The sequence below is a fragment of the Variovorax gracilis genome, assembly GCF_030317115.1.
GTDB lineage: Bacteria > Pseudomonadota > Gammaproteobacteria > Burkholderiales > Burkholderiaceae_C > Variovorax > Variovorax gracilis.
Genome location: NZ_JASZYF010000001.1, coordinates 886,014 through 907,506 on the forward strand (window position 1 = coordinate 886,014; position 21,493 = coordinate 907,506).

Below are 21,493 nucleotides of genomic sequence, written 5' to 3' on the forward strand. Positions count from 1 at the left end.
GCCGGTTTCGTCATGTGACAGCAAGCGACGGATTCGGCTCAGCGCCAGTCGCGACGGTAGCCGTGCGAGCGGTAATAGCCCGGGGCCGGACGGTAGTAGCCGCGCGGAGGACCGTAGTACCCCCGCGGCGGGCCGTAGTAGACGGGGGCCGGGCGGTAGTAGACCGGGGGCGGCGGCGCGTAATACACCGGTGCCGGCGGGTAGTAGACGGGTGCCGGCGCATAGTACGGCGCACCCACGCCGACCGCGACGCCAGGCACATTGACGCCGACCGACCAGGCCACGTTGCCGGCACTCGCCGAAGCCGTGGCAAACAGTGCGCCCACTGCGACCGCCCCGGCGGCAGCCCATTTGAAAAGAGTGGAACGAGTGACGCTCATGATTTGAACTCCTGTAGGGGCGGGTGTTGGCCGCCCATGTCTGTATTGAACGCGCCAAGTGTCAAGACGGTGTACGCCGCTCTGTGAAGAAGGTTGCCAAAAGTAACCCCGCTGGAGCGCCACCTAGAATGAGTGGATGACTTCCCCTGCAGACAACGACACCGCCAAGCCAAGCAATTTCCTGCGCCATGTGATCGAAAACGACCTCGAGCAAGGCAATTATTCCAGCCGCAAGTGGGGCGGCTCCCCGGGCGACGCCGCCCACCACGCACAGGGCATGCAGGACCCGGCCAAGGTGCGGATGCGTTTTCCGCCCGAGCCCAACGGCTATCTGCACATCGGCCACGCCAAGAGCATCTGGCTCAACTTCGAGTTGGCCAAGGAATACGGCGGCGTTTGCCACCTGCGCTTCGACGACACCAATCCGGAGAAGGAAGAGCAGGAATACGTCGACGCCATTCGCGATGCGGTGAAGTGGCTGGGTTACGACACCGTGCTGGCGGACAACCCGTCCCAGCCGGGCGAACCCGACGAGCACGTCTACTTCGCGAGCAACTACTTCGACTTCATGTACCGCGCGGCCGAGTACCTGATCGGCGCCGGCCTCGCCTATGTCGATGAACAAAGCGCCGAGGAGATCCGCGCCACCCGCGGCGACTTCAACACGCCCGGCACCGACAGCCCCTTCCGCAGCCGCACGCCGGCAGAGAACCTGGAGCGCTTCCGCGCCATGCGCGACGGCCAGCTCGAAGATGGCGCCGCCGTGCTGCGCGCCAGGATCGACATGGCCAGCCCCAACATCAACATGCGCGACCCGGCGCTCTACCGCATCCGCCGTGCGACGCACCACAACACGGGCGACAAGTGGTGCATCTACCCGATGTACACCTTCGCGCACCCGATCGAGGACGCGCTGGAGCAGATCACCCACAGCTTCTGTACGCTGGAGTTCGAAGACCAGCGCCCCTTCTACGACTGGCTGCTCGACCGCCTCGCCGAAGGCGGCCTGATCGCCACGCCGCATCCGCGCCAGTACGAGTTCGCGCGCCTCAACGTCACACATGTGATCACCAGCAAGCGCAAGCTGCGCCAGCTGGTCGAGGAAGGCCACGTCGACGGCTGGGACGACCCCCGCATGCCCACGCTCGCCGGGCTGCGCCGCCGCGGCTACACGCCCGATGCGCTCAAGCTGTTCTGTGAACGCTCGGGCGTGACCAAGTCGGGCGGCTGGATCGACTATGCGAGCCTCGAAGCCGCCCTGCGCGACACGCTGGACCCCATCGCCCCGCGCGCCATGGCGGTGCTGGACCCGGTGAAGCTGGTCATCACGAACTGGGGCGAACTCATGGGCGGCGACGGCGTGCTGGACGATTGCGCTGCGCCCGTCCACCCGCATCACCCCGAGATGGGCCGCCGCAGCTTCAAGTTGGGCCGCGAGGTCTGGATCGAGCGCACCGACTACGAGGAAGTGCAGCCCAAGGGCTTCTTTCGCCTGTTTCCTGGCAACAAGGTGCGGCTCAAGTACGGGCACGTCATCGAGTGCACGGGCGGTACCAAGGACGCGGACGGCAGGCTCGTCGAAGTACAGGCCAGGCTGGTGCCCGACACCAAGAGCGGCACGCCGGGCGCCGACGCCATCAAGGTCAAGGGCAACATCACCTGGGTGGCCGCGGCGGATGCGCTGCAGGCCGAGGTGCGGCTCTACGAGCGGCTGTTCGCGGCACCACAGCCCGGCAGCGGCGAATTGCTCGAAGAGCTGAATCGCGAGAGCCTGCTTACCACGGTGGCCTACGTGGAGCCTTCATTGGCCGAGGCCACGGAAGGCGCCCCCTTCCAGTTCGAGCGGCATGGCTACTTCGTGCTTGACGCCCGCGCCGGCAATTCGGGTCAGCGTGTGTTCAATCGAGCGGCGGGGATGAGGGACAGCTGGGGAAAGTGATCCCCGGCAATCCCGGGTCGGGCGCTTACAGCGGCTTCGTCAGGTAGACCGCCTCTCGCCCCACGATCGCCCGCTGCGCCGGCATGAAGATCGTGCAGTCGTCACACGGCGCACGAATCTCGTCCGGCCCGTTGTTGGCGATCAGCTCCCCCTTCGCAAAGGTTTCGAAGCCGACCAGCGGGCGCACGAAGCGGAAGTCCTCGGACTGGATCACGTGCGTCTGCAGCAGCTCGAAGCGGCGTTGCGCTTCGGGCGCGAGCGTCGCAGGATCCTTGTCGATCAGGCCGAAGTGCGCCAGGAAGCGCAAGGTCACCTCGGTGGCGAGATCGGCAGCAGCCTGCTTGAAGTGCTGGCCGCACTCCACCACCATCGCGGCACCGGGCGCATCGGGACCGGCATGCAGGCCATGCTGGATCAGCGGCGTTCCTGACCCGAGGCCGCTGGGCATCACCAGATGGACGGGAGGCAGCCCGATCGCCATCGCCACCCTGGCATTGCGATCGAAGGCGGGATAGACCCAGAACGGCACCACGTCCTGGCTCGTCGAGTGGATGTCGAGGATGTGGTCCGCCGCCGCCACCACCGGGCGCAGTTGGCGCGCGCGGCGCAATTCGGGGCTCTCGTCCGGCCCGTCCAGCCATTCGTCGGACCACACGCGGTTGAGGTTGTGCACGATCTGGCGGTTCTCGTGCGGCCGCTCGGGATCGAAGGCGTTGTAGGCCTCCACGTGGGCAAAGCTCACTGTCAGCGTCCCGATCTTCGGGCGCGCGCCGGTGTCCAGCAAATGGGTCGCCGCGACCATGCCGCAGATCTCGTTGCCATGGGTCAAGGCGTTGATCAGCACGTGCGGCCCAGGCTTGCCGGATTCGAAGCGGTGCACGTAGTCGATGCCGACATTGCCTTCGCGGTAGGCGGAGATGTCGCGTGGGAGGACTTCCAGATCGGGCGGGTTCTGCGTCACGGGCGGATTTTTCTCTGTGAAGGACGGCCAGGCCGAATCCTCGGAGTTTGCCGCAGCTCTCGACCGGGCGTCGGCCGGCCATTTGCCTCGTAGACTCGTGGGCTCACCCATGCGCACTCGCCCACCCCGTTCCCATGCCCCTGACCGCTGAAATGCGACGGTCGATCGACCAGATTCGCGACTACCTGTTCGGCGGCGGCTACCCAGACCCCGTCAGCAACGCGGAGCAACTGTCGTTCCTTTTCTTCTTCTGTCTCCACGAAAGCATCGACGACGAAAACCGGATGCGCGCCGAGGCTCTCGACGAGCCGTACGCAAGTGTCTTCAGCGGCGATTGGACGCTGCGGAATTCGACGAACGCCCACCTTCACTCCGCCCGCGACGGCAATATGTTCGCGACACCCGGCGTCCAGACCGGCACGTCGACCATTCCGCGCAACCGCTTCCGCTGGTCGGCCTGGGCCCGGGAGCTGTCCAGTAGCGCACTGGTGAACTTCGTGCGCGACGAGGTGTTTCCCTTTTTTGCAGAGATCGGTGCCGCCGGCGCGCATGACTTCATGCGTGGCGCCCGCCTCAGCATCGACGAACCGACGGTGCTCTCCCAGGTCGTCCAACTGGTGGACGGACTCGGGCTGGCCGAGGCTGATTCCGATACCAAGGGCGACCTGTTCGAACACGTACTGCGACAGATCCGGCAGGCGGGCGAGCTGGGCCAGTTCCGCACGCCGCGCCACATCATCCGCGCGATCGTGGAGATGGTGGACCCGACCATTGGCGAGACCATCTACGACCCGGCCGCCGGCACCGCGGGCTTCCTGGTGGCCGCCTACAACCACATCCGCCTCGCTCACTCTTCGCCCGACGCCATCGTGGACGCCGAAGTCGAGGGCAAGAACCAGCGGCGCGGCCTGGGCGACCAGCTCACGCCGGACGACCTTGCCGTCCTGCGGGACCAGACCTTCTTCGGCAACGACGTCGATCCGAAGATGGTCCGGCTCGCGACCATGAACCTCACGCTGCGCGGGCTTGCCAACGTTCGAATCCTGCAGCGCAACGTGCTGACCAGCGTGCTCGACGACGACCAGAAGGCCGAGCTGGGCCTGCCCCCCGATGGCTTCCACGCGGTGCTGGCCAATCCGCCCTTCTCCGGCCGTATCGACAAGGATCGCATTGCCGAGGAGGTGCGGGTCGGCGGCACCAGCAGCACCGAACTGCTCTTTCTCAAGTGCGTGCTCGACAGCCTGCGTGCCGAAGGCCGCGCAGCCGTCGTGGTGCCGGAGGGCGTGCTGTTCGGCTCTTCGGCAGCACACCAGGCGCTGCGCCGCCAGCTGGTTGAAGACAACCGGGTCGATGCAGTGATGAGCCTGCCGGGCGGCGTGTTCCATCCCTACTCCGGCGTGAAGACCTCGGTGCTGTTCTTTCGCAAGAGCGGGCAGACGGAGCACGTGCTGTTCTTGCATGTCGAGCAGGACGGCTACGCACTCGACGCCAATCACGACAGGCCCACCGACAAGGATGACCTGCCCCCGCTGGCGAATGCCTACGCACGGCGCGACGAATCGCTGGCTCGGTGGGAGGCGCGCGAGCCCGCGGCCGAGTGGGACGAGAAATGGTGGTTCGCCGACGCGCCCACGTTGCGCGCCAATGACTACAACTTGTCGGCGAGCCGCTACCGGCCCTTGAGCGAAGCGCAGGCCGAACATCGGAAACCGCTGGAAGTGATCGACGACATGATCGCCAAGCAACTGGAGGCAGCCAAGGACATGGAAGCGTTTCGGACAATGGTTGCGGAGCTGGATGGATGACTGCGCCATGGGTGGCGCTGCGGGAGGTGGTCGAGGCGAAAACGGGCACGATGAACCCGTCCGCCTGGCCGAATGACCCATTCACCTACGTCGACGTTGCCGCCGTCGACAACAAGAAGAAGATCATCACCGGCGCCCGCACCCTGCTGGGCGCCGAGGCTCCGAGCCGCGCACGAAAGCTGATGCGCACCGGAGACGTGCTGGTCTCCACCGTGCGCCCCAACCTCAACGCGGTCGCTCTGGTGCCCGAGTCACTCGACGGCGAGGTCGCCAGCACGGCCTTCTGCGTGCTGCGCGCGACGCCGCGCGTGCTGCCCGAGTACCTGTACTTCTTCGTGCGCTCCGACCGCTTCGTTCGCGGCGTGAGCAAGCTCGCGACGGGGGCGTTGTACCCGGCGGTGTCCGATTCGAGCATCCTGGACCAGACGTTGCCGCTGCCCGACCTGAAGAGGCAGCGACAGCTCGTCGACGTGCTGCTCTGCGCGCAAGGCATCATCCGGCTGCGGCGCGAGATCCGCGAGATGACGACGCAGGTCGTTCCAGCGCTGTTCTTCGACATCTTCGGCGACGCCACGACCAACCCGAAGGGCTGGCCCGTCGTGGCGCTCGAAAGCCTGTTGAAGCTCAATCCACAGAACGGCCTGTACAAGCACAAGTCGGCTTACGGCACAGGCACACCCATCGTGCGCATCGACGCCTTTCGCGACGGCGAACTCGGCGACCCGTCCTTGCTCAAGCGACTGCAACTCGACGACGACGAAGTGAGCCGCTATGGGCTGGACGAAGGCGACATCCTGGTCAATCGCGTCAACAGCCCCGAGCACCTGGGCAAGAGCGTGCTCATCCCGGCGCTCGCGGAGCCGACGGTGTTCGAGTCGAACATGATGCGGCTCGTGATAGACCGCGAACGCGCGTTGCCCCGCTACGTCTTTGCCGCGCTTCAGACCAACCGGACGCGACGCCATTTCCAACTCAACGCCAAGCGGGCCATCAACCAGTCGAGCCTCAATCAACAGGATCTGAAGGCGCTGACGGTGATGCTCCCGCCGATGGAGAAGCAGGAGCGTTTCGCGCGCCATGTGGAGGCCGCAATGGCGAACTTCGCCAACGAGGCGCAGGCGTTGAAAGGGATCGAGACGACGATGCACTCCCTGCTGGCGCGGACCTTCGGCTGAGCCGCGACGGGTGCTGAAGCGCCTGGCTCAGTCTGGCTTCCTCGCCGCGTCCACCAGCGCCCGGATCGCCCAGCGCCTGACCTTCAGCGCCTCGGCGTCATCGAGCTGCAGCACATCCTTGAAGACCACCATCGCCTCGGTGCCGATGACCAAGGCGAGCGCATGGCTCAGGTTCTTGAGCGCCGCGGGCTCGAACTGGCTGCGGGCCGGGGCCAGCGCAGCCTCGATGAGCGGCGTGCGACGGTTCTGGCGCGCGGGGAGTTCGCTGTCGTGGTCGCCGCGCACGACTCTCTCGATGGAATGCGCCAGCATCATCCGCAAGGGCGCTTCGTTGGCCGCGATCATGTCGTGCAGGGCGCCGTCGACGCGCTCCAGGCGCGCCACAGGGTCCGTCGTCTGCACATCGTTGAGCACGTCCTGCGGTTCGGGCACCGCCATGTCGAGCGAGGCCTCGCGATGCAGCGCGTCCACGTTCGGGAAATAGCGGTAGGCCGTCGCGCGCGAAACCGCGGCCTCCTCGGCGATGTCCTCCAGGCTCGGCTTGAGCCCCTGCTTCAGCAGACGCGACGCGGCTTGCAGAAGGTCCTTGCGCGTGCGTCGGCGCTGGTTCGGACGGCCAATCTGGGGGTCGGCCCCCGCCGGCCCGGTCTGCATGCGCATCGTGCCCGGCCTCAGTCCTGGGGCAGTTGCCGGATGATGGCCGCGAGATCGAGCCACACGTTTTCGCGCTGGATGTGGCCGCTCTCGGCAAATTCGACCACGTGCAGCAGGCGGAATTCAAGGGGACGTCCCTTGCCTTCGAGCCCGAAAGGCCTGCCCGGCGCCCTGCCCCGCCACATCGATTCGTCGACCAGGAAGCCATCGCCGTAGAGACGGCGCAGGCATTCGACCTTGCTGTCCGACAGGTCGTTGAACAGGCTTTCATAGAACGGCCTTGCGCCGCCGTGGCCGCGCGTCGGCCCCGAGGGCGAACCGACGATGTCGTGCTCCACGTCGGGCGAGAGCGTTGCCAGGACGCCTGCAACGTCGTCGTTGGCTTCGAAGTGGAAGTGCTCGTCGATCTTTCGGTCCATCTCCGTGCGGGTCAGTGCCATGGTGGGGTCCTCCAGCAAGTGGTTGGGGCGCCCGCCAACTCTAACGAGACAAAAATCTCATTGCAAGAATTCAATCTCAATTTAAGACCAAACTCTCATTGCGAGCAACTATGGCCGCGCTCGACGCGTGGCGTCCGCGAGCTGCCCGCGGCGGTATTCCCCCTGCCGCACGAACATCCAGCCCGGGTACTCGGCGGGCAGCCGGCTCACCGCGTCGAGTTGCTCGAGCTCGGCCGCGCTCAATTCGACCTGTGTGGCGGCCATGTTGTCGGCGAGCTGCTCGGGCCGCTTCGCGCCGACGATGACGCTGGTCACCTGCGGCTGGTGCAGCAGCCAGGCGAGCGCGATCTGCGCCACCGAGACGCCGTGTGCCGCTGCGATGGGGCGCATTGCGTCGATGCAGTCGTAGGCGCGGTCCTTGTCGACGGGGGGGAAGTCGAAGCTGGTGCGGCGGCTGCCCTCTTCGCCCTGCTGGTCGCGCCCGTACTTGCCGCTGAGCAGTCCGCCCGCGAGCGGACTCCAGACCATCAGCCCGACGCCTTCGCTGCGCATCATCGGAACCAGTTCGCGCTCGAGATCGCGGCCAGCGATGGTGTAGTAGGCCTGCAGCGATTCAAAGCGCGAGAGCCCCCAGCGCTCGGCGATGCCGAGGGCCTTTGCAATCTGCCATGCCGCCCAGTTGGAGACGCCGACGTAGCGCACAAGCCCCTGCCGCACGAGCTGGTCGAGTGCGCGGACGGTTTCCTCGATCGGCGTGGCCGGATCGAAGCCGTGGATCTGGTACAGGTCGATGTGGTCCAGCTGCAGCCGCTTCAGGCTGGCCTTGACCCCGTCCATTATGTGCCCGCGCGAGGCGCCTCGCGCGTTCGGGCCGGCGCCGGTCTCGCTGAAGACCTTGGTCGCGACGATCACGTTCTCTCGTGGGACCTTGAGGTTCTTCAGCGCCTGGCCTGTGATCTGCTCCGACAGGCCGCCCGAGTACATGTCGGCAGTGTCGATGAAGTTGATGCCTGCATCGAGCGCGGCGCCGACCAATCGCTCGGCATCGGCCTGCTGCACGTCGCCGATCTGCGACCAGATGCCTTGGCCGCCGCCGAAGGTCATGGTGCCCAGGCAAAGTTCGGACACGAAGAGGCCCGTACGGCCGAGCGGGTGGTGACGCATGACAGAAGACTCCTTGAGCGAAACGTGAGGTCCGGGGGGTCAACCTGAAGGCAGGACGGCCCGGCCCGGGCAAGCCCGCGAGCATAGGCTTCCACGGAAATTCGTGCAGGCGGCCCGGACCGCATCCGCATCCGCATCCATTCGGGCCGCTCGATCGTCTATGTCACACAAGCATTCCGGCGGCGCCTTCCGGAGAAAGGCCCGATCATGAAACGCATGGTTCGATACAAGCCCGAGCGCTGAGCGCTGAGCGAAGTCAATCCGGCGACGGCTCCTCGTGCGACTCAACCGGCGGCCCTTCCTCGCGCCGGCCCGAGCCCTTCCTGCGCGTACGCGCTTCCTTCTTCGCCTTGCGCTCCGCATCCACGCGCTGTCCGACCGCGAGCCATTCCGCGAACTCCTCCGGCGTCTCCAGCGTGATGCGGCCCATGTTCCCGCTGCGGAACTCGTGCATCACGATCTCTGCCGCCTTCTGCAGATTCACCCTGCCCTTGCCCAGGAGCGCGCCGCGCTTGCGGCCGATGGCTTCCAGCACCTGCTCGTCGCTCAGGCCCTCGATCGGGTCGATCTTGAAGCGCACCTCCACCAGCCCGGCGTAGTGCCGCTTCAGGTAGTCGAGCAGTTCGAGCGCAACCTCTTCCTCGTCGAAGGCGTTGCGGCCGATGGCGCCGCTGGCGGCCAGGTTGTAGCCGCTCTTGGCGACGATGATGCGCGGCCACAGCATGCCGGGCGTGTCCCACAGGTAGAAGTCATCGGCCAGCGTGATGCGCTGCTCCAGCTTGGTGATGCCCGCCTCGTCGCCGGTCTTGGCCTTGCGGCTGCCGGTGAGCGTGTTGATCAGCGTGGATTTGCCCACGTTGGGAATGCCGCAGATCAGCACGCGCATCGGCTTGGCCATGCCGCCGCGCAGCGGCGAGAGTTCGTGACAGGCGTCGATGAGTTGCCGTGCCGGCGTGGTCTGGCTCGCGTCGAGGCCGATGGCGCGCGTGGCCGGCTGGGCGTTGTAGTGCGCAAGCCACAGCGCCGTGCGTTCGGGATCGGCCAGGTCCTGCTTGTTGAGCACCTTCAGCCCCGGCTTGTGGCCGGTGAGGTCGGCCAGCATGGGATTGGCGCTGGAGCCGGGCAGGCGCGCATCGAGCAGTTCAATGACGACATCGATGTCCTTGATGCGCTCGGCGATGGCCTTCTGGGTCAGATGCATGTGACCGGGGAACCACTGGATGGCCATCGGGATGTCTTTCTCTTTCTGCGGGGAACGACCGCGGATTGTCGCCGGGCCGGCGCGGCGCCTCAGGACCGCAATGCCGTCCGGTAGCGGCGGCTGCACGGGATGTGCGTGCCGTCGCGCATGTGCAGGCGCGCGTCGCCGCCGTCAAGCGGCTCGATTTCGGCGATGCGGTCCAGGTTGGCTGCGTAGCTGCGGTGCACGCGGGCGTAACGTGCCGGGTCGAGCTGCGTCAGGAAGTCCGTCAGCGTGGCGCGCAGCAGGTAGTCGTGCCCGTTGACGCGCAGGCCGACGTAGTTGCCCTGGGCTTGCAGCCAGTCGATGTCGCTGGCCGAGATCAGGAATTCGCGGCGCAGCTTGCGAACGAGGAAGCGATCGGGCCTCGGCGGGGATTCGGGCGGGTTGTCGGCGGTTTCGGCGGCGCCCGGCAACGCCGGCTCCGCGACCCCTTCGGGCGGATCGAGCACACGCGCCTCACCCTGCAGCCGCAGCATGAAAAGCCGGTAGCTCATGATCGCCAGCAGGAACAGCGCGTAAGTCCGCGCATCCTTCAGATATTCGTATGGCCACTTGGCCAGCCAGTCGCCGAAGTCGTAGCGGGTGCCGGCCCACGCGTAGACGATCTGCCGCATGCCGACCATGAGGCCCACGTGGGCCAGGCTGAAGATGACGCTGCCCAGCACGTGCCACGCCCAATTGCGCCGCCAGGTCGACCGGTTCAGGGGAAAGCGCCGCTCGAAGACGATCAGTACCGGCACCAGCGCCAGCAGGGCCAGGTGGCTGGAAATCTCCCAGGTCACGGGCTGCCAGGTCGCCGCGCCGTGCCCGGCTTCGCGCGTGTCGATCACTGCCACGACCGTGGCGAAGGCGGCCTGCACCGCGAGGATCAGGATCCACAAGCCGGCTTCCACCCATCGCCGAAAGGGCCGATAGCGCTCGAACAGGTTCATCCGGGGCTCGCTCATGCGCGGATTCTCACGAAATCCACCGGGATGGCGGATTTTTCGTCCCTCGGTGTCGCCGTTCGTCACAAAGCGGCCACGCATCGTCACTTGTCAGCCCTCCTGCCGGGCGGGGCGCCGCAGCATGGCACCCGGCGTTCACAAGGAGCACGGCATGACGACGAATCGACGACACGACATCGACGCGCTGCGGGCACTGGCTTTCCTGCTGCTCATCCTCTACCACGTGGGGATGTACTACGTGGCCGGCTGGCCCTGGCACATCAAGAGCCCGCATGCGGCGGAATGGCTGCGATGGCCGATGGTGGTCGTCAATGTCTGGCGGATGGACCTCGTGTTCCTGGTCTCTGGCGTGGCATTCGGCTTCCTCGGCCGGGGAATGGCGCCGCTGGGCCTGATCCGGCAGCGGGCGCTGCGGTTGCTGCTGCCGCTGGCCTTCGGAATGGCCGTGGTCGTGCCCTATCAAGCCTACGCCCAGGGCGTCGCCAACGGGCTGGTCGAACCGGGCTTCGCGGCCTTCATGACGCGCTACCTGGTCGGCGGGCCGTGGCCCAAGGGGGCGTTCGACGGGTCGGACTTTCCCATGACGTGGAATCACCTCTGGTACCTGCCCTATCTCTTTACGTACACCGCCGTCACGGTGCTGCTGATGCCGCTGATGCGAACTGCGCCCATCCAGCGACTTCGTTCCGCCTTCACGGGGCTGCGGCGATGGCGTCTGCTGGTGCTCCCTGCCTTGCCGCTCGTGCTGTTCACGCTGGTCCTGGCGCCGCGCTTTCCAGTCACGCACGACCTGATTCACGATGGGTACTTGCACGCGCTGTACTTCACCGTGTTTCTCTATGGCTACTGGATGGGCGTCGACGAGGGAATCTGGCACGAACTGGAGCGGCTGCGCAATTGGGCACTCGTCCTGGCAGTGGCCTGCATTGCCGCCTTCATCGTGCTGAAAGTCACCGGTGCCGATGCCGAGATCAGCGCCCGGGCGACACGGGTCCTGCGCGCCGCCTACCTGTGGACGGCGGTCGTGGCCATCCTCGGCTTTGCCCATCGCCACCTGAACCGCCCCTGGCCCTGGCTCGGCTGGGCCAACGAGTCTGTCTACCCCTGGTACACGCTGCACCAGACGCTGATCATCGCCGGCGCCGTCGCCCTGGCCCCGGTGCGGCTCGGCCCGGTGCTGGAACCCGTGCTGCTCATCGCGATCACCCTGCTGGGATGCTGGGCTCTGACGGACGGCCTGGTCCGCCGGTTCCGCTGGCTGCGGCCGTTGTTCGGCCTCAAGCCGATCGGCCATGTGGGCATTCGAACCTCGGCGCCGTTGCCCAAATGCTTACGCACACCCGGCGGTTATGGGCGCAAAGTAGAGCCTCGGTCACCAGGCAAATGAAAGGGACACAGCATGCAGATTCAGGTCAACACGGGCAACGGCATCGAGAACAAGGACACGCTGGAGCGCTGGGCCGACGGCGAATTGAGGCAATGCCTCAGCCGCTTCGTGGACGAAGTCACCCGGGTGGAGGTTCATCTCAGCGACGAGAACCACGGCGCCAGCGGCGCAGCCGACAAGCGCTGCGTGATGGAGGCGCGGCTTGCCCACCATCAGCCGCTGGCCGTGACACAGCACGCGCCCAACATGGACGAGGCCTTCCGCGGCGCCTCCGACAAGCTCAAGCGCGCGATCGACAGCACGCTGGGGCGGCTTTACGGCCACCGCAACCGCGAATCGATTCGCAAGGATGGCGACGCGATCGTCGAATAGCGCCTTTCCTCCACTGATCGGTGTATTGACGGCCTCGGCGCCGGTGAACTACTCTTTTTGCACCAAGCCGATGCTGTCGCACATGAAGGGAGTTTCGATTGAATGGAGCCCGGTTCCCGCGAGTCCTGGCCCTGTTGACCTTGTCGTGCGGTCTGCTGGGCCCCAGCCTGGCGGGCAGCGTGCGGGGCAAGGTCGTCTTTGGCGGCACCGCACCGGCGCAGACCAAGGTGCCGGTCACGATCGACCAGTACCTGTGCGGCAATGAAAAGCTTTCCGACGACCTGCAGGTCTCCCCCGCCCGCGAGATCCGCAACGCCGTCGTCTGGATCGAGAACCCGCCGCGCGGGGTGCCATCGCCACCACAGACCGAGAAGGTCGAGATGGATCAGAAGGGATGCTCGTTCATCCCCCGCATCGTCGTGGTGCCGGCAGGCGGGACGGTGGACTTCCTCAACAGCGATCGACTGCTGCACAACATCCACGCCACCCCCAAGCGCAACGTGTCGTTCAACCGCACGCAGCCGATGGGCCGCACGATCCCGGTCACGTTTGCCGAGCCGGAGATCGTGCGCATCAACTGCGACCTGCACTCGTGGATGACGGCGTGGGTGGTCGTGACGGCGCACCCGTTCTACGCGGTCACCGGTGCCGATGGGCGCTTTGCCTTCGACAACCTGCCGCCGGGCCAGTACCAGTTGCAGATCTGGCAGGAACGCCTCGGCACGATGCAAGCCACGGTCGCGGTCAACGACCAGCAGCCGGCGCAGGTCACGGTCGAGATGAAGGGCCGTTGATCGCCGGTCAGGGAACGACGGTGATCTTCCTGGACGATTCCCACGCGGACGAATGCGTGGGCTCGGCCACTGCCCGCAAGGCCCCGCCTTCATCGAGCGCCACGGTGAAGGTCACCGTCGGTGACGAATACACCGGGTGCAGGTACGCGCGCGCGATTTCCACCGAGTCCTTGTAGAGCGCGATGTAGCGCACGAAATGCTCCTGCAGCGACGGATGCAGCGACTCGGCACCCACGCTCACGGTGACGTTGAACCACGCGCCGCGCTTGACGCTGTCGGGCGCGACGATCTTGGGCGTGTGCTTGGGGTCGAAGCCCTTGTGGACTTCCCTGAATTCCGGCGTGAACTGCTGGGCCTGGTCGTCCTGGGCCTGCGCCGTGAAGGCGCTGAAGCCTGTGGCCAGGCCCAGTATCACGGCGGCATGGCGGGCAGCGTGTCGAATGGACATCCTCATGCGACCTCCTCGCTGTGCGGTCAGAGACCAGGGAGAAACTGCTTGACCATCGCCAGCAGCTCGCTCGGGCTGTAGGGCTTGGCGAGATAGCTGGAGGCGCCCGCCTGCATCGCCTTCTCGCGGTCGCCGCTCAGCGCATACGAGGTGATCACGATGATCGGGATATGCCGCGTCGCCTCTTCCGTGGTCAGCAGCTTCGTCGCATCCAGGCCGGACATCCTGGGCAGCTGCACATCCATCAGGATGAGGTCGGGAAGATTCTGCTGCGCGAGTGCGACGCCGGTCTCGCCATCGCCCGCCTCGAGCAGCTTGCAAGCCGATCGGCTGAGCAGTTGCCGCACGATCTTCCGGTTGTACTCGTTGTCCTCGACGTAAAGAATCGTGTGCTTGCTCATTCGCTCCCCTCGCCCGCGCGCAATGGCACGGAAAACATGAAAGTGGAGCCCTGGCCCAGTTCGCTCTCGACCCAGATGCGGCCGCCAAGCCTCTCCACGAACTTCTTCGAGATGCTGAGCCCCAGACCCGTTCCGCCGAACTCCCGCGTGATCGTCGTGTCGACCTGGCGGAACTCGGTAAAGATGTTGTCCAGCTCCTGCTGAGCGATACCGATGCCAGTGTCGGCCACGCGATAGATGAGCTCACTGCCGCACAGCTCGACGGCGATGTCGACCCGGCCCTGCCGCGTGAACTTCAAGGCGTTGCCGGCGAGGTTGGTCAGGCACTGCGTGAGGCGGCCGCTGTCGCCGTAGGCCACCGGCAGGTCGTCGGGCACATGGGCCGTGAACTCCAGGCCCTTCTCGGCCGCGATGGAGCGCAGCGAGGTCCGCACCGTGTTGACGACGTCGCTGACGGAATACTCGCCGAGCGCCAGCTCCATCCGCCCGGCCTCGATCTTGGACAAGTCGAGCACGTCGTTGATCAGCCGCAGCAGGTTGCGGCCGTTGACCTGGATGTCCGTGAGCGGCTCCTTCAGCTCTTCGGGTACCGTGCCGTAGATCCCGTCGATCATCATTTCGCTGAACCCCAGGATCGCGTTCATCGGAGTGCGCAACTCATGGCTCATGTTGGCGAGGAACTCCGACTTGGCCTTGCTCGCGCGCGAGAGCTGCTCATTCAGGTCCACGAGCTTCGCGGCCGCTTGCCGCTGTGATTCGTCGAAACGGTGGAGTTGCAGGCTCATGTGGTTGATCCGGTCGGCCAGCGCCCCGAATTCATCACGATTGGGAACAGAGATTTTGCGCCCGAAGTTTCCCGCAGCGACATCGCCGAGGTAAACCTGCGCCTCGCGCACCGGCAGGATGAAGGACCACGAGATCACGAAACCGCACAGCCATGCGAGCAGCACCGCGCTGACGGCGAAGACGGAGGTCAGGATCAGCGAGCGCCGGTTGGCGGCGCCGACGCTCTCCCGCAGCCGGCCCATGCGGTTCTGCTCGACATCGACGAGCTGGCCCATGCGCAGCGCGATCTGCTCGTCGAGCTTTTCCTCGCGCCGGAGCAACTCGGTCGTGATGTTGTCGAGCTTGCCGTCGCGGATGGCGTTGGCGATGTCGGCCACCACGCCCATGGCGTCGTCCTGCGAGGCGCGCACCTGGTCGATCAGGCCTTTCTGCCCGGCCGCGGCCGCCGTTTCCAGCTTGGCCAGCGTTTCGTTGAAGCGGTTGTTTTCGCGCAGGATGCGTTCGATGGCTGCCTCGTCCTTCGACAGCAGCGCCAGCGCGGTGAAATGCATCTGCCTGTCCAGCGCATGCTGGCTCTGCTGCGCCCAGCTCACCCGTTCGTGCGCCTCATCGAGCAGACGGCTCTGCGCCGTCGTGTTCACGAGGATCAGCAGGCTGGCGACCGCCATTGCGATGAACAGCAGCGTGATGATGAGAAAGGCGAACAGCAGCTTGGTGTGCACGGATGCGCGAACACGCGCCACTCCGTGCACGAGCCCCGCGAAAGGTGATCGCTTCAACACCTGCGTTACTAGCTGTTCGAGTTTGATGGCCAGGCTCCCCAAGGGGCCAGGGAGAGTGCTCCCGCACCACTCGCCATTGGCATTGCTGCCTTGTGGAACCCCCACGAAGCCGCTACATTTTTTGTCCCGCGAGAACGACGATGAGAACCCCACCACGCATCCTCATCGTCGACGACAACGCGACCAACGTCAAGATTCTGCAGGCCCGCCTGGCCAGCGAGGGGTACGAGGTGGTCTCCGCGGCCGACGGCGAGGAAGGCCTTGCCGCTGCCCGGCAGCTCTCGCCGGACCTGATCCTGCTCGACGTGATGATGCCAAAGGTCGGCGGCGTCGAGGTGTGCCGGCGGCTGCGCGCCGACCCCGACTTCCCTTTCACGCCCATCATCATGGTGACTGCGATGGCCGACCTGAAGGACGTCGTCGCGGGCCTCGAGGCAGGTGCCGACGAGTACCTGACCAAGCCGGTGGACCATGCCGCGCTCGCGGCGCGCGTGCGCTCGATGCTGCGCATCAAGGGCCTGCACGACCGTGTCGAGTCGCTGGTCGACGAGATGAAGCAGTGGAACGCATCGCTCGAACGCCGCGTCGCGACACAGGTCTCCGAACTCGAACGGGTCGGCCGGCTGCGGCGCTTCTTCTCTCCGCAGCTCGCCGACCTGATCGTCAGGGGCGGCGCCGAAGATCCGCTGCAGAGCCATCGGCGGGAGATCACCGTGGTGTTCCTCGACTTGCGCGGCTTCACCGCCTTTGCCGAGCGCTCCGAACCCGAGGAGGTGATGGGCGTGCTGCGGCAGTATCACGCCGCGACCGGCGAGCTGATCCTCGCGCATGAGGGAACACTGGAGCACTTCAGCGGGGACGGGATGATGATCTTCTTCAACGACCCGATCCCCATCCCCGATGCTGCCGAGCGTGCCGTGCGGATGTCGCTCGCGATCCGCGAACGCATCGGGTCCATCGCCGAAGCATGGGCAAGGCGCGGCTATTCGCTGGGGCTCGGCATCGGCATCGCGCAGGGCTTCGCCACCATCGGCGCCATCGGCTTCGATGGGCGCTGGGACTACGGGGCCATCGGCACGGTCACCAACCTGGCGGCCAGGCTGTGCGGCGAGGCGGCGGGCAATCAGATCCTTGTTTCACGCCCTGTCTATGCGCAGTTGGAGTCCATGCTCGACGTGGAGCCACCGCAAGCGCTCAACCTGAAAGGGTTTCAGCGCCCTGTCGACTGCTTCAGCGTGCGGGGAATGAAGACTCAGGCCGTGTAGAGGCGCCATGTCGGAGCGCCCCTTGCATCACGCAATGGCCTCCAGCGCCTTCCAGACGCCTTGCAGTCCCTGCGTCTGCAGGATGTCCCGGATCTTGTCGGATGGACTTGGCGCGCACCGGGCCCACTGGAAATGGGGCGGGTCCGGGTGGGTCCAGTTTCCTCCCCAGTTGCAGTCGTGCCCGGCGAAGACGGCGGCCACCTGCGCGAACCACGCGTTCCCTCCTGGCGGCTTCCAGAAAAGATCGCGATGCACGACGTCGACCGCCAGCCCATAGCCGTGCCAACTGAAGAGATTGGTCGGCGCATTCGTGACCGGCGCCATGGGTGGCTTCACGGTACGGCCACGCTTGTAGTAGAGCGCCTGCAATTCGAGCGACCGATACCCCTCGTAGACCATCGCAGGCAGCCCGAGCCTGTTGCAGGCGTCGATGGCGGCCTTCACGCTGTCGGCAAAGCGAGGTGCCAACTTCGACAGATCGCGGTTCACCATGAGCGCCGTGTCATTGGATTGGGCGCTCATGGCTGAATCTCTCCCTTGTTGACGAATGCCGGCTTCCATGCCCGCGGCTCGAACACCGATTCGTCGACCGCACCGGTTGCGGGCTCTGGGGACGGCAACGGCAACTCCCTGTTCTCCGTCCCGTCGGTGGGAGCGGGTGGCGCAGCCGGCGATGGCGGAGCGGACGGACCAGGCGGGACCGGGGCGGGCCCGCCGCCGTTGTCCTGCGACCCTTCTTCCGGACTCTTTTCATGCGGCTTGACGGTCGAGCGGATCACCATGATCCGGTTCAGCACGTCGAACCAGAACGGCGCTCCCAGCATGACGCCGAGCGCCGTGATCAACCAGCCCAGCAACACACGAAGGATGGCATCGTGCCTGGCGCGGAAATCGCAGGGCTCGTCGACGCTGCGTGTCGCGCAGAGCTGCGTCGGGGCCCAAGCCAGCGTTGAATCGCCAATGGGCTTCCATCCCATCGGCAGGCCCAGCCGGTCCACCTCCTTGCGCAGCGCAACGACGTTGTCGGTCAGCTCTTTCGAAGACGTGGAAGGCGGCTTGGCCGATTCCGCTTCCTTGACGACGACCTCCCGGAATGTCTTGTCGGTCGTCAGCCGGTGAAGGACATTCAGGGCGTCGACATTCAGCACTACCGCCGCGGCCAGGCCGATCATGAACAGGACCGCCTGGGTGCGGCGCTTGTACCACCCTGCGGCGCGGTCCATCGTTCCGTCGAACCACTGCTCGACGTTGAGCTTGACCTTGTTGAGATCGCCCCCGCCGTAATCGATCGCATTGAGGACCACGCGGCGCACATGCGCCGAGTCGAGCAGCATGGCGCGCTGCCGAAGCTCGGCCACCGTCAGCGGCCTGGCGATGTTTCCCTGCTCGTCGTCCTGCGTGCCGACTGTCGGCCCTCGGCCGATCAGGTCGAGGAAGGCGATCGAGAAGTGGGACGACGGAATGTACGAAGGCAGGTTCCTTCGGTGGCGCAATGGCATGTGCATCGCACCTGCCCCCGGCGTCAGCATGCTGCTGGTGAGCGTGGAAGGGTCGTACTTCCCCTGGAACAGCGAGAAGATCTGCGGATGTCGAAACAGGAAGGCCGTCGTCGAACCATCCGGGTCGTCCAGCAAGGTCCGAAGGGCACGCTCGAGGTCCATGGCGCGCCACTTGAGCACGCCCTCGATCCATTCCTTGATCGCAGTGCAGGTGAGCGCCATCAGCAGGAACAGGAACGACATCCCGATGGCTATTTCGAGTGTTTCGGAATTGAACATGCGCTAACCCCTCTGGAGTTCGCTGCCGGAGGCACCGTGCGGAACACAGGCTACCCAGGCTCTCGAAAGGCCGCCTACCCTCGATGAGGGAGACAGCAGGGGAAGTGCCGTCAGCGCTGCACGAATTGGAGAAGGAGCCGGCTCACTTCCTCCGGCTGCTCCTGCTGCACCCAGTGCCCGGCGCCGCCGACGATGTGGACGCCCGTCATCTGCGTGCAGGCACTGCCCTGCATCGCCTCGAAGTCGCCAGGTTTCTGGAAGATGCCCCAGTCGCTCCGGCCGGCGATGAAGCACGAAGGCACGTCGATCGTGCGGCCCGCCCATGTCTGGAGTTCCGCCGTGTATTGGCCGCCGGTTGCGCAGCGATACCACTGCAGGCCGCCCTGGAAGCCGGTGCGGGCGTACTCGGCGGCGTACACCGCCAGCTCGTCCTCCGGCAGCCAGCGGCATGCGGCGATCTGCTCCGGAGCCGGCATTTCCGCGGCCACGGTTTCGGCCATGGTCTTGTCGGCCTCCATCACGTAATAGGTGGGCAGCTTCCCCAGTTCATCGGCTGTGAGCGACTGCAGGCGAAACGGCTTGTTGGCGGGCCAGTCGGCGCTCTTGCAGTGGTAGTAGGCGCGCAGGAAGGCTTGCAAGCCCTGCGGCGCCTGGCGCATGTGGCCGTCGGCCTCGGCCGTCGAGTAGTACCACTGGTAGTGCTTGCGCGGCGGCGACAGCTCGGCCAGTTCCTTCAACAGCGTGCCAATGACGCTGGAGCCGGGAGCAGCGGGCGCCGATGCGGCCGTGTTGAAAGGTATGGGAGGCACGCCGCCGAAAGGCGCGCTCATCAGGACCACCGAGCGAAACACGTCGGGCCGCACCAACGCGCACCACGCGGCCACGGGCGAACCGAAGTCATGGCCGATGACCGCGGCCACGGTGCGATGGCCCAGCGCGGCGACCAGCCCGAGCGCGTCGCGCACGAGGTTCAGCATGCGGAACGGGTCGAGATCGGCGTCGAAGCCTTCCTGCCAACCGGTGGTCCGCCCGTAGCCGCGCTGGTCGGGCGCGACCACGTGATAGCCAGCCGCCGCGAGCGGCAGCATCACCTTTCGCCAGCTGTAGGCCAACTCCGGAAAGCCATGCAGCAACAGCAGGCAAGGCCTGTCGGGTGTCTCGAAGCCGGCTTCCAGGACGTGCATCGACAAGCCGTTGCTGTTGTCGACGAATCGCGACCGGATGCCCGCAGGCAGAGGCAAGGAATCGAGTGCTGAACCCGTGGTCATGACGTCCTCCTGGAGAGCCGGCCAATGCGGCAGTGTGCCAGCGTGTCAGTGCGGACGGGCGTTCGCCATGGCCTTGCCCACTTCGTTGCTACCTTGGGCCGCGCCGCTCTGGGGAACGATCTCGCCGCTGCGATCGGTCACTTCGGCAAGCCGCTGCGCGAGCTGTTCCGGCGCGTCGGCGCCAAGGCCAATCCACGTGCCCTGGGTCAGCGTGATGTGCGCCGCCTCGAAGGTGCCGGCGCCCGCGCAGAGGATGGTGCGGCTCGGCGCGTCCTGCGCGGCCAGCACCAGCATCGCCGGCACCACGGCCTCGGGCTTGAGGGCGTTGAGCACTTCCTCGGGCATCAGGTCCTCGGTCATGCGGGTGGCGGCGGTAGGCGCCAGGCAGTTGACGCGGATGTCGTTCTTCGCTCCCTCGATGCTCAGCGTCTGCATGAGGCCCACCAGCGCGAGCTTGGCGGCGCCGTAGTTGCTCTGGCCGAAATTGCCGTAGAGGCCGGACGACGAGGTCGTCATCACGATGCGGCCGTATTTCTGCTCGTTCATGATCGGCCAGACGGCCTTGGTGCAATGCACGGCGCCCATCAGATGGACATCCATCACGAGGCGGAAATCGGCAATGTCCATCTTCCCGAAGCTCTTGTCACGAAGGATGCCCGCGTTGTTGATGAGGATGTCGATGCGGCCCCAGGCGTCCACTGCCTGCCGCACCATGGCTTGTACGGCCTCGAAATCGGTGACCGATGCGCCATTGGCAATCGCCTCGCCGCCCGCCGCCTTGATCTCGTCGACCACCGCCTGCGCAGCGCTCACGGACCCGCCGGAACCGTCACGCGCACCGCCGAGATCGTTGACCAAAACCTTGGCGCCACGCGCCGCAAGGGCAAGGGCGTGCTGGCGGCCCAGCCCGTTGCCCGCGCCGGTGACGATGGCCACGCGGCCCTTGAAATCGAGATTGCTCATGCCGGAATGCTTTCGTTTGGAGTCGTTGACGCGACGCGTTTTACCCCAAACCCCCGCATAGGCCCGTCGCAGCCGTGACCTAGTTCCGCTGGCTCAGCTTTTCGCAGTAGTCGAGCAGGAGGTCGATTTCGGCTGATTTGTCGAAGAAAGCGTCGGCCCCCATGGCCTTGGAGCGCGCGCGCATGTCCGGCGTGGCGTAGTTGCTGAGCACCACCACTTTCTGGTGGGCCGACCTTTTCCGGCAAGCATCCACGACGCCGAGTCCGTTGCCTTGGTCCAGGAACAAGTCGACGATCGCGACGTCCCAGCTATCCCGGTGCTTTCGAAGCCACGAGACCGCTTCGGCTTCGCCGCTCGCATGCGCGATCACCGTCGCGTCCGCGATGTCTTCGAGAAAGCCGACGAGGTTGTCCCGGATCACCGGGTTGTCTTCGACCAGATAGGTCTTGAAAGTCATGTGAGGACAGGGCAAATCAGAGTTGACAGGTGGATTTCGTCTCTGATGCCCATCATCCCCGGCGTGCGTGACATTCCGGTGGGT

At 65.8% G+C, this 21,493-nt stretch carries 22 protein-coding genes; 7 read left to right on the forward strand and 15 right to left on the reverse strand.

Features of this window, described 5'->3' with window-relative positions:
* Positions 1–38 precede the first annotated feature (38 nt).
* A complete protein-coding gene (locus QTH97_RS04200) occupies positions 39–380 on the reverse strand; it encodes a hypothetical protein (RefSeq protein WP_286566793.1) in 342 nt (113 codons plus the stop codon).
* Positions 381–516: 136 nt separating this feature from the next.
* Between QTH97_RS04200 and QTH97_RS04205 the strand changes: the two genes are divergently transcribed.
* A complete protein-coding gene (locus QTH97_RS04205) occupies positions 517–2,319 on the forward strand; it encodes a glutamine--tRNA ligase/YqeY domain fusion protein (protein WP_286566794.1) in 1,803 nt (600 codons plus the stop codon).
* A gap of 25 nt (positions 2,320–2,344) precedes the next feature.
* Here QTH97_RS04205 and QTH97_RS04210 read toward each other — a convergent pair whose 3' ends face one another.
* The gene (locus QTH97_RS04210) at positions 2,345–3,280 is read right to left on the reverse strand and encodes a M14 family metallopeptidase (protein WP_286566795.1); all 936 of its coding nucleotides are present in this window, start codon (positions 3,278–3,280) and stop codon (positions 2,345–2,347) included.
* Positions 3,281–3,432: 152 nt separating this feature from the next.
* Between QTH97_RS04210 and QTH97_RS04215 the strand changes: the two genes are divergently transcribed.
* Positions 3,433–5,085 (forward strand): HsdM family class I SAM-dependent methyltransferase, encoded by a 1,653-nt coding sequence (locus QTH97_RS04215; RefSeq protein ID WP_286566796.1) that lies wholly within the window; start codon positions 3,433–3,435, stop codon positions 5,083–5,085.
* A complete protein-coding gene (locus QTH97_RS04220) occupies positions 5,082–6,260 on the forward strand; it encodes a restriction endonuclease subunit S (RefSeq protein ID WP_286566797.1) in 1,179 nt (392 codons plus the stop codon). Before QTH97_RS04215 ends, QTH97_RS04220 begins: the two co-directional genes overlap by 4 nt.
* 27 nt (positions 6,261–6,287) lie before the next feature.
* Here the strand turns inward: QTH97_RS04220 and QTH97_RS04225 are convergent, their stop codons facing one another.
* The 5 genes from QTH97_RS04225 to QTH97_RS04245 form a co-directional block, all read right to left on the reverse strand.
* A complete protein-coding gene (locus QTH97_RS04225) occupies positions 6,288–6,920 on the reverse strand; it encodes a TetR/AcrR family transcriptional regulator (protein WP_286566798.1) in 633 nt (210 codons plus the stop codon).
* An 11-nt stretch (positions 6,921–6,931) separates the two neighbouring features.
* The gene (locus QTH97_RS04230) at positions 6,932–7,354 is read right to left on the reverse strand and encodes an ester cyclase (RefSeq protein WP_286566799.1); all 423 of its coding nucleotides are present in this window, start codon (positions 7,352–7,354) and stop codon (positions 6,932–6,934) included.
* Positions 7,355–7,462: 108 nt separating this feature from the next.
* Positions 7,463–8,518: an aldo/keto reductase gene (locus tag QTH97_RS04235; protein ID WP_286566800.1), complete on the reverse strand. Its 1,056-nt coding sequence runs from the start codon at positions 8,516–8,518 to the stop codon at positions 7,463–7,465.
* 256 nt (positions 8,519–8,774) lie between these two features.
* Positions 8,775–9,746, reverse strand: coding sequence for a ribosome biogenesis GTPase YlqF (gene ylqF / locus QTH97_RS04240; RefSeq protein ID WP_286566801.1), 972 nt, complete (start codon positions 9,744–9,746; stop codon positions 8,775–8,777).
* 62 nt (positions 9,747–9,808) lie between these two features.
* Entirely contained in the window at positions 9,809–10,708 is a 900-nt protein-coding gene (locus tag QTH97_RS04245) for a LytTR family DNA-binding domain-containing protein (protein ID WP_286566803.1), read from the reverse strand.
* 151 nt (positions 10,709–10,859) lie between these two features.
* Here QTH97_RS04245 and QTH97_RS04250 point away from each other — a divergent pair, with 151 nt between their 5' ends.
* From QTH97_RS04250 to QTH97_RS04260, 3 genes are all read left to right on the forward strand, one after another.
* The gene (locus tag QTH97_RS04250; protein WP_286566804.1) at positions 10,860–12,095 is read left to right on the forward strand and encodes an acyltransferase family protein; all 1,236 of its coding nucleotides are present in this window, start codon (positions 10,860–10,862) and stop codon (positions 12,093–12,095) included.
* Positions 12,096–12,107: 12 nt separating this feature from the next.
* Positions 12,108–12,467: an HPF/RaiA family ribosome-associated protein gene (locus tag QTH97_RS04255; protein ID WP_286566805.1), complete on the forward strand. Its 360-nt coding sequence runs from the start codon at positions 12,108–12,110 to the stop codon at positions 12,465–12,467.
* 98 nt (positions 12,468–12,565) lie between these two features.
* The gene (locus tag QTH97_RS04260) at positions 12,566–13,261 is read left to right on the forward strand and encodes a carboxypeptidase regulatory-like domain-containing protein (RefSeq protein WP_286566807.1); all 696 of its coding nucleotides are present in this window, start codon (positions 12,566–12,568) and stop codon (positions 13,259–13,261) included.
* Between the two features lie 7 nt (positions 13,262–13,268).
* Here QTH97_RS04260 and QTH97_RS04265 read toward each other — a convergent pair whose 3' ends face one another.
* Genes QTH97_RS04265 through QTH97_RS04275 form a run of 3 tightly spaced genes read right to left on the reverse strand, consistent with a single transcriptional unit; the run spans position 13,269 to position 15,675 of the window.
* Positions 13,269–13,709 (reverse strand): desulfoferrodoxin family protein, encoded by a 441-nt coding sequence (locus tag QTH97_RS04265; protein WP_286566808.1) that lies wholly within the window; start codon positions 13,707–13,709, stop codon positions 13,269–13,271.
* Between the two features lie 26 nt (positions 13,710–13,735).
* Positions 13,736–14,110 carry a response regulator gene (locus QTH97_RS04270; protein ID WP_286566809.1) on the reverse strand — a complete coding sequence of 125 codons (375 nt, stop codon included), beginning with the start codon at positions 14,108–14,110 and terminating at the stop codon, positions 13,736–13,738.
* Positions 14,107–15,675, reverse strand: a complete 1,569-nt coding sequence (locus tag QTH97_RS04275; RefSeq protein ID WP_286566810.1) for a sensor histidine kinase — start codon at positions 15,673–15,675, stop codon at positions 14,107–14,109. Before QTH97_RS04275 ends, QTH97_RS04270 begins: the two co-directional genes overlap by 4 nt.
* 143 nt (positions 15,676–15,818) lie before the next feature.
* Here QTH97_RS04275 and QTH97_RS04280 point away from each other — a divergent pair, with 143 nt between their 5' ends.
* Complete coding sequence (locus QTH97_RS04280; protein WP_286566811.1) at positions 15,819–16,943, forward strand: adenylate/guanylate cyclase domain-containing protein; 1,125 nt, start codon at positions 15,819–15,821, stop codon at positions 16,941–16,943.
* Between the two features lie 27 nt (positions 16,944–16,970).
* Here QTH97_RS04280 and QTH97_RS04285 read toward each other — a convergent pair whose 3' ends face one another.
* The 5 genes from QTH97_RS04285 to QTH97_RS04305 all read right to left on the reverse strand — a co-directional run bounded on the left by QTH97_RS04285 (position 16,971) and on the right by QTH97_RS04305 (position 21,409).
* Positions 16,971–17,465: a M15 family metallopeptidase gene (locus tag QTH97_RS04285; protein ID WP_286566812.1), complete on the reverse strand. Its 495-nt coding sequence runs from the start codon at positions 17,463–17,465 to the stop codon at positions 16,971–16,973.
* The gene (locus QTH97_RS04290; RefSeq protein ID WP_286566813.1) at positions 17,462–18,721 is read right to left on the reverse strand and encodes a hypothetical protein; all 1,260 of its coding nucleotides are present in this window, start codon (positions 18,719–18,721) and stop codon (positions 17,462–17,464) included. Before QTH97_RS04290 ends, QTH97_RS04285 begins: the two co-directional genes overlap by 4 nt.
* A gap of 110 nt (positions 18,722–18,831) precedes the next feature.
* Complete coding sequence (locus QTH97_RS04295) at positions 18,832–19,989, reverse strand: alpha/beta hydrolase (protein WP_286566814.1); 1,158 nt, start codon at positions 19,987–19,989, stop codon at positions 18,832–18,834.
* 45 nt (positions 19,990–20,034) lie between these two features.
* On the reverse strand, positions 20,035–20,952 hold the full coding sequence (locus tag QTH97_RS04300) for an SDR family oxidoreductase (protein ID WP_286566815.1): 918 nt from the start codon (positions 20,950–20,952) through the stop codon (positions 20,035–20,037).
* 79 nt (positions 20,953–21,031) lie between these two features.
* Positions 21,032–21,409 carry a response regulator gene (locus QTH97_RS04305; RefSeq protein ID WP_286566816.1) on the reverse strand — a complete coding sequence of 126 codons (378 nt, stop codon included), beginning with the start codon at positions 21,407–21,409 and terminating at the stop codon, positions 21,032–21,034.
* Between the last annotated feature and the right edge of the window lie 84 nt (positions 21,410–21,493).

Coding starts and splice junctions, on each gene's coding strand:
- QTH97_RS04200 (WP_286566793.1), bottom strand. CDS start 380: ATGAGCGTCACTCGTTCCACTCTTTTCAAATGGGCTGCCGCCGGGGCG.
- QTH97_RS04205 (WP_286566794.1), top strand. CDS start 517: ATGACTTCCCCTGCAGACAACGACACCGCCAAGCCAAGCAATTTCCTG.
- QTH97_RS04215 (WP_286566796.1), top strand. CDS start 3,433: ATGCGACGGTCGATCGACCAGATTCGCGACTACCTGTTCGGCGGCGGC.
- QTH97_RS04220 (WP_286566797.1), top strand. CDS start 5,082: ATGACTGCGCCATGGGTGGCGCTGCGGGAGGTGGTCGAGGCGAAAACG.
- QTH97_RS04225 (WP_286566798.1), bottom strand. CDS start 6,920: ATGCGCATGCAGACCGGGCCGGCGGGGGCCGACCCCCAGATTGGCCGT.
- QTH97_RS04230 (WP_286566799.1), bottom strand. CDS start 7,354: ATGGCACTGACCCGCACGGAGATGGACCGAAAGATCGACGAGCACTTC.
- QTH97_RS04235 (WP_286566800.1), bottom strand. CDS start 8,518: ATGCGTCACCACCCGCTCGGCCGTACGGGCCTCTTCGTGTCCGAACTT.
- ylqF (WP_286566801.1), bottom strand. CDS start 9,746: ATGGCCATCCAGTGGTTCCCCGGTCACATGCATCTGACCCAGAAGGCC.
- QTH97_RS04245 (WP_286566803.1), bottom strand. CDS start 10,708: ATGAGCGAGCCCCGGATGAACCTGTTCGAGCGCTATCGGCCCTTTCGG.
- QTH97_RS04250 (WP_286566804.1), top strand. CDS start 10,860: ATGACGACGAATCGACGACACGACATCGACGCGCTGCGGGCACTGGCT.
- QTH97_RS04255 (WP_286566805.1), top strand. CDS start 12,108: ATGCAGATTCAGGTCAACACGGGCAACGGCATCGAGAACAAGGACACG.
- QTH97_RS04265 (WP_286566808.1), bottom strand. CDS start 13,709: ATGTCCATTCGACACGCTGCCCGCCATGCCGCCGTGATACTGGGCCTG.
- QTH97_RS04270 (WP_286566809.1), bottom strand. CDS start 14,110: ATGAGCAAGCACACGATTCTTTACGTCGAGGACAACGAGTACAACCGG.
- QTH97_RS04280 (WP_286566811.1), top strand. CDS start 15,819: ATGAGAACCCCACCACGCATCCTCATCGTCGACGACAACGCGACCAAC.
- QTH97_RS04285 (WP_286566812.1), bottom strand. CDS start 17,465: ATGAGCGCCCAATCCAATGACACGGCGCTCATGGTGAACCGCGATCTG.
- QTH97_RS04290 (WP_286566813.1), bottom strand. CDS start 18,721: ATGTTCAATTCCGAAACACTCGAAATAGCCATCGGGATGTCGTTCCTG.
- QTH97_RS04295 (WP_286566814.1), bottom strand. CDS start 19,989: ATGACCACGGGTTCAGCACTCGATTCCTTGCCTCTGCCTGCGGGCATC.
- QTH97_RS04300 (WP_286566815.1), bottom strand. CDS start 20,952: ATGAGCAATCTCGATTTCAAGGGCCGCGTGGCCATCGTCACCGGCGCG.
- QTH97_RS04305 (WP_286566816.1), bottom strand. CDS start 21,409: ATGACTTTCAAGACCTATCTGGTCGAAGACAACCCGGTGATCCGGGAC.